The organism is Streptomyces sp. NP-1717 (genome assembly GCF_022695985.1).
Lineage (GTDB): Bacteria > Actinomycetota > Actinomycetes > Streptomycetales > Streptomycetaceae > Streptomyces.
On the sequence record NZ_JAAPBF010000317.1, the window covers coordinates 1 to 6,321 of the forward strand.

Annotated in this window: 4 protein-coding genes and 1 pseudogene; 3 read left to right on the forward strand and 2 right to left on the reverse strand. The window is 71.0% G+C overall.

The features are described from left to right. Positions 1 to 327: 327 nt before the first annotated feature. Together GXP76_RS33185 and ptsP are read left to right on the forward strand one after the other, a co-directional pair. The gene (locus tag GXP76_RS33185; RefSeq protein ID WP_242575332.1) at positions 328 to 777 is read left to right on the forward strand and encodes a PTS glucose transporter subunit IIA; all 450 of its coding nucleotides are present in this window, start codon (positions 328 to 330) and stop codon (positions 775 to 777) included. A gap of 102 nt (positions 778 to 879) precedes the next feature. After that, positions 880 to 2,550, forward strand: a complete 1,671-nt coding sequence (gene ptsP, locus GXP76_RS33190; protein ID WP_242575333.1) for a phosphoenolpyruvate--protein phosphotransferase — start codon at positions 880 to 882, stop codon at positions 2,548 to 2,550. Positions 2,551 to 2,627: 77 nt separating this feature from the next. Here ptsP and GXP76_RS33195 read toward each other — a convergent pair whose 3' ends face one another. Continuing rightward, complete coding sequence (locus GXP76_RS33195) at positions 2,628 to 3,650, reverse strand: hypothetical protein (protein ID WP_242575334.1); 1,023 nt, start codon at positions 3,648 to 3,650, stop codon at positions 2,628 to 2,630. Positions 3,651 to 3,714: 64 nt separating this feature from the next. Continuing rightward, a complete protein-coding gene (locus tag GXP76_RS33200; protein WP_242575335.1) occupies positions 3,715 to 5,703 on the reverse strand; it encodes an acetoacetate--CoA ligase in 1,989 nt (662 codons plus the stop codon). Between the two features lie 224 nt (positions 5,704 to 5,927). On the opposite strand from GXP76_RS33200, the pseudogene GXP76_RS33205 reads away from it, so the two are divergent. After that, positions 5,928 to 6,321, forward strand: a pseudogene (locus tag GXP76_RS33205) (glycosyl hydrolase); the annotation flags it as partial.

Below are 6,321 nucleotides of genomic sequence, written 5' to 3' on the forward strand. Positions count from 1 at the left end.
CCTTACGTTTCAAACAGTATCAGGCTTTTTCGCTTTCCCTGACCACCGCTTCCGCAGACATGCGAAAGCCATAAATCTGAGAGAGTTTCCTGGCTTGATGGATGCTGCCGACCGACGACACGAAGTCGCCTCGGGGTCAGGCAGGGGTACGACCGTACACGTCGCCCCGTCGGGCAGGCAAATCGCTTTCGGGCCGCGGCGGGACCGCCAACTGGCAGCTCTCGGGCGGAACCGTCACTTCATATGACTTACGCTTCTGAACGGTACGTCGTCCATGACAGGTAGTGACGGCGCCAGACGAATCTCCGCCCCCTGGGAGGCTCCCCCATGACCAGCGTGACGTCCCCACTTGCTGGACGCGCCATCGGACTCGCGGCTGTGCCGGATCCGGTGTTCTCCGACGCGATGGTCGGGCCCGGTACCGCGATCGACCCTGTTCGTGAGCCGTCCGAGGCCGTTTCGCCGATCGACGGCATCGTGGTGTCCCTGCATCCGCACGCCTTCGTCGTCCTCGACTCCGAGGGACACGGTGTGCTGACGCACCTGGGCATCGACACCGTCCAGCTCAACGGCGCGGGGTTTGATCTGCTCGTCACCAAGGGCGACACCGTGACGCGCGGTCAGGCCGTCGTGCGCTGGAACCCCGCCGATGTCGAGGCGGCCGGGAAGTCGCCGGTGTGCCCGGTGGTGGCGCTCGACGCGAGCGCCGACGCGCTGTCCGATGTCGTCCGGGACGGAGAAGTGAAGGCCGGCGACGCGCTCTTCGGCTGGCGGTGACCCAGGCAGCACAGTCGTCACGGCCGTCGGCCGTCATGACCGGCGGTCAGTTCATCAACCGCGGCGATCCGGTCGGTCGCCGCACAACCGGAGACGGGTGCAATGCAGACAACGCTGCGAGGCGTCGGCGTCAGCCACGGGGTGGCTATCGGCGAGGTTCGGCACATGGGCACAGCGGTTCTGGAACCGCCGGCCAAGCAGATCCCGACCGAGGAGGCCGGGCGCGAACAGGGGCGAGCCCGCCAGGCCGTCGAGGCCGTGGCCGCCGACCTGATCGCTCGGGGCAATCTGGCCGGCGGTGAGGCGCAGGGGGTGCTCGAAGCGCAGGCCATGATGGCCCAGGACCCGGAGCTCATGTCCGACGTGGAGCGGCGTATCGCCGTCGGGAGCACGGCGGAGCGCGCGGTGTACGACGCGTTCGCGTCCTACCGGGCGCTGCTCGCGGGCGCCGGTGAGTACCTGGCCGGGCGGGTCGCCGACCTGGACGACGTGCGGAACCGCATCGTGGCGCGGCTGCTCGGGGTGCCGATGCCGGGCGTACCGGACAGCGACGAACCGTATGTACTGATCGCGCGTGACCTGGCTCCCGCCGACACCGCGCTGCTGGATCCGACGCTCGTGCTCGGGTTCGTGACCGAGGAGGGCGGGCCGACCAGTCACAGCGCGATTCTCGCGCGCCAGCTGGGGGTGCCCGCAGTGGTGGCGCTGCCCGGTGCGGGTGAGCTGGCCGAGGGCACGATGGTGGCTGTCGACGGCAGTACCGGTGAGGTCTTCGTCGAGCCGGGCCCGGAGAAGCGGGCGGAGCTTGAGGAGTCGGCCGCGGCGCGGCGGGCCGCGCTGGCCGCCTCCTCGGGGCCGGGCGCGACCTCCGACGGGCACAAGGTGCCGTTGCTCGCGAACGTCGGCGGTCCCGCCGACGTGCCGGCGGCCGTCGAGGCGGGCGCCGAGGGCGTGGGTCTGTTCCGTACCGAGTTCCTGTTCCTCGACGACAGCAAGCGGGCGCCGTCGGCGGAGAAGCAGGTCGAGGTGTACCGGCAGGTGCTGGAGGCGTTCCCCGAAGGCCGGGTGGTCGTACGGGTGTTGGACGCGGGGGCCGACAAACCGCTGGACTTCCTGACCCCCGCGGACGAGCCGAACCCGGCGCTCGGTGTGCGGGGGCTGCGGAGTCTGCTGGATCACCCGGACGTACTGCGGACCCAGCTCACCGCGCTGTCGAAGGCCGCCGAGGGCCTGCCGGTGTATCTGGAGGTCATGGCGCCGATGGTGGCCGACCGCACCGATGCCAAGGCGTTCGCCGACGCGTGCCGCGAGGCGGGGCTCAACGCCAAGTTCGGGGCGATGGTGGAGATTCCGTCCGCCGCTCTGCGGGCGCGTTCGATCCTGCAGGAGGTCGAGTTCCTTTCGCTGGGGACCAATGACCTCGCGCAGTACACCTTCGCCGCCGACCGGCAGGTGGGCGCGGTGTCGCGGTTGCAGGACCCGTGGCAGCCCGCGCTGCTCGATCTGGTGGCGATGGCGGCGGAGGCGGCCGGGGCCGAGGGCAAGAGCTGTGGTGTGTGCGGTGAGGCGGCCTCCGATCCGCTGCTGGCGTGTGTGCTCACCGGGCTGGGTGTGACGTCGCTGTCGATGGGCGCCGCGTCGATCCCCTACGTACGGGCGACGTTGGCGAAGTTCTCGCTCGCGCAGTGTGAGCGTGCCGCTGCCGCCGCGCGGGCGGCCGACACCGCCGAGGGAGCGAGGTCGGCCGCTCAGGCGGTGCTGTCCGGCGAGTGACCCGCGGGGCCGGCGGCTCGGCCGGTCCGCGTCCTCAGGAGCTTCCCGTCGCGTCGGCGGCGGGAAGCTCTTCGCGTTCAGCGGTGGATGTCCGGGTCCTCGATGCCGAGATCGAACCCCGCGCGGTACTCCACCCCCGGTTCCGGGGAGAGGGGTTCGCCGGTGTCGGCGTCGGTGCAGTAGGCGCTGAAGACCTGGCCCTCGCTGAGCGGTGCGAGGGTGCTGTTCCTGAGCCGCCAGCCGTGGAGCCTGTCCGGGGCGTCGGGCACGGTCGTACGGAGCACGACCCCGCCCGGGCTGTCGAGCGCGATGCCGGCGGCGAGGACGGTGACGAACTCCGCGCTCTCCGAGGCGTCCAGCAGGGCGGGGCCGGTGTCGGGCCGTTGCAGATGGAGGGCCGCCAGGAGTTGTTCGTCCGGCGTGGGGATGCTGCAGACGAGATGGTGTGTGCCCGGTCCGCCCCGTTCGATCAGATGGGTGAGGAGCCGTGAGGCGCGGTCGAACGAGGCGCGTCCGATGTCCACGCCGCAGTCGGCGCAGTCCCCGAGGTCGGCGAGGACGATCGTCGCGTACTCCCATGTGGCCTTGCGGACGGCGGTGTTGATGAGTTGTGGCACGAGTCGTTCGACGGGCTGCCCGGTGTAGGTGACGAGGGCACCGCCGGTCGCCGCGATGCGTGCGGTGAAGCGGCTCCGGCTGGCCGGGGCGTCCGGGGCGTGGCCGGTCTCCGCGCAGTACTCGGCGAACTCCTCCGGGTCGAAGAGCGCGACCGAGGTGTGCGCTCCCTCGGTCGCGAGGGTGCGGAGCAGTCCGTCGATCTGCCGGAGATACCTCTGGTGGTCGTCGAAGGTGAAGGTGCGGTAGCGCCGCATGGCGGCGAAGTCCTGCTCGTCGGCGAGCAGGCCGACGGTGCACGGCACTTCGGCGCGCAGCGCGAGCAGTTCGCTCCGTGCGCCGCGCGATGTGCCCGCCGGGCCGGTCCGTTCGGCCTTGCTGCCGCTCCTGTCACTCCTGTCGTTCCTGCGGCTGCCGTTCTTGCCGCGGGTGTTCCTGCGGTTCGTGTTCTTGCCGTTCGCGTTGCCGCGGTTGGTGCGCGCCATGACTCCCCCTGAGCACTGTCGATCACTGCTCACTCAGAGTAATCGGGGGGTCTGACAACGGCGCTCACGAGCGGTTCGCGCGGCGCTCCCGGGCCAGGGACTCGTAGAAGTGCAGCAGTTCCAGATTGTCGACGGAGCCGGGGTTGACCGCCTTGGCCAGCTCCGTGCCCTGGAGCAGGCGCTTCACCGGGACCTCGATCCGCTTGCCGGTGAGTGTGTGCGGGACGGCCGGAACCTCGATGACCGTGTCCGGGACGTGGCGCGGGGAGAGTTCCTGACGGATGGTCGCCTTGATCCGGGCGCGCAGGGGGTCGTCGAGTACGGCGCCTTCGGCGAGATGGACGAAGAGCGGCATCCAGTAGCCGCCGTCCGGTTCCTCCAGGCCGATGACCAGGGATTCGCGGATCTCGGGGAGGCGTTCCACGGCTTCGTAGATGTCGGCCGAGCCCATCCGTACGCCCTGGCGGTTGAGTGTGGAGTCCGAGCGGCCGTGGATGACGACCGAGCCGCGGTCGGTGAGGGTGATCCAGTCCCCGTGGCGCCAGACGCCGGGGTACATGTCGAAGTAACTGTCGTGGTAGCGGCTGCCGTCGGGGTCGTTCCAGAACTTGACGGGCATCGACGGCATGGGGTTGGTGACGACGAGTTCGCCGACCTCGTCGGTGACGGGTTCGCCGTGCGGGTCCCAGGCCCGGAGGTCGGTGCCGAGGCAGGCGGCCTGGAGTTCGCCGATGTGGACGGGGAGGGTGGGGACGGCTCCGGCGAAGCAGGTGCAGACGTCGGTGCCGCCGCTGACGGAGGCGATCCACAGGTCGTCGGCGACCTCGTCGTGGAGCCAGCGGAAGCCGTCGGGCGGCAGGGGCGAGCCGGTGGTGGCGACGCAGGCGATCTTGGACAGGTCGTGGTCACGTGCGGGGTGCACGTCCGCCTTGCGGCAGGCCATGACGTAGGCGGCGGAGGTGCCGAAGAGGGTGGCTCCGGTCCGTTCGGCGACGCCCCACTGGGCTCCGGTGTCGGGGTAGCCGGGGCTGCCGTCGTACAGGACGACCGTCGTCCCCGTGAGGAGGCCGGAGACGAGGAAGTTCCACATCATCCAGCCGGTGGAGGTGTACCAGAAGAATCGGTCGCCGGGACCGAGGTCGCAGTGCAGGCCGATCTGCTTGAAGTGTTCGAGGAGGATGCCGCCCTGCGACTGGACGATGGCCTTGGGGAGGCCGGTGGTGCCGGAGGAGTACAGGACCCAGAGCGGGTGGGCGAACGGCACCTGCTCGAAGACGGGTTCGGTGTCGGCGGAGGTGAGGGCGGACCAGTCGAGCGCGCCGTCGGGGGCCGGGGTGCCGAGGAGCGGGATGTGGACGACGGCGCGCAGGGTGGGCAGTTCGGCGCGGAGTTCGGCGACGGTCCCGGTGCGGTCGTGTTCCTTGCCGCCGTAGCGGTAGCCGTCGACGGTGAACAGGACGACGGGCTCGATCTGCTGGAAGCGGTCGAGGACGCTGCGGGCGCCGAAGTCGGGTGCGCAGGAGGTCCAGACGGCTCCGACGGCGGCGCTGGCGAGGAAGGCGACGACGGCCTGTGGGATGTTGGGGAGGTAGCCGCTGACGCGGTCGCCGGGGCGTACGCCGACGGCGCGCAGCTCCGCGGCGAGGGAGCCCACTTGGCGGCGCAGTTCCGCCCAGCTCAGCGGTGTCGGTTCCTGTGTCTCGTCCACGTGCAGGAGCGCGGGTTCACCGGCGTGCGCCGGGTCCTCGGCGGTACGCAGGGCGTGCTCGGCGTAGTTGAGGGTGGCGCCGGGGAACCACTCGGCGCCGGGCATGGCGCGGTCGCCGAGCACGCGTTCGTACGGGGTGGAGAACCGTACGTCGAACCAGTCGGCGACGGCCGTCCAGAAGGTTTCGAGTTCGGTGACCGACCACTCGTGCAGCGCCGCGTAGCCGCCGTCGGCCGGGGCCCCGTACCGGTCGGCCGCCCATGCCTGGAACCTGGTCACGTGCGCTGCCGCGATCCGGTCGGCGTCAGGCTGCCACAGTGGCGCCGGCCTTGCTGCTGAGGTCATGCGGTGGCTCCCGGTCTGGCTCGGACGCGTCGTGTGCGTGGGGCGCGCGCACAGGTGTGGAGGTGCGTCCCGCCTCCTACGGACGATGCCATGTGATCGTCTTTCGCACCAGACATGCCCTGCCGGGCGCCCGGGAGGGGCCCCGGCGACATGTGGTCGCACCATGGGTGAACGGGAGTTGAACGCGGCCCGTTCGGTCTCGGCCGGGTGGCAGGCTGATCAGCATGAACGGTCGTGAGCTGCTGCGCTCGATGAAGGACGCGGGTTCGCCGCGGGGGATGCGGACGGTGCGGTCGGCCTGGCGCCGGCGGCGTACGGACGAGCGGGACCTGCCGGCGCGCGGTGCGGAGCGGGCCAGGGTGCCCGGAGCGATGAGTGGCGCGGAGCCGTTGGCGGGCGGCGGGATCGTCCGGTTCGCGCGGGCGGAGCTGCGGGTGTGGGTGGCGGTCGGCGGGGCCGTCTTCTGGGGCTGGGACGGCGACGGGCCGTCGCCGTCGTACGCGCTGTCGGGTGATCCGCCCGAGCCGGATCCACGGGCCGTGCTGGAGCCCGACACGGACGGCGGCTGGCGGGTGGTGTCGGAGCGGGTGACGGTGACGGTCTCGCGGCACGGCGGTG

Coding starts and splice junctions, on each gene's coding strand:
- GXP76_RS33185 (WP_242575332.1), top strand. CDS start 328: ATGACCAGCGTGACGTCCCCACTTGCTGGACGCGCCATCGGACTCGCG.
- GXP76_RS33195 (WP_242575334.1), bottom strand. CDS start 3,650: ATGGCGCGCACCAACCGCGGCAACGCGAACGGCAAGAACACGAACCGC.
- GXP76_RS33200 (WP_242575335.1), bottom strand. CDS start 5,703: ATGACCTCAGCAGCAAGGCCGGCGCCACTGTGGCAGCCTGACGCCGAC.
- ptsP (WP_242575333.1), top strand. CDS start 880: ATGCAGACAACGCTGCGAGGCGTCGGCGTCAGCCACGGGGTGGCTATC.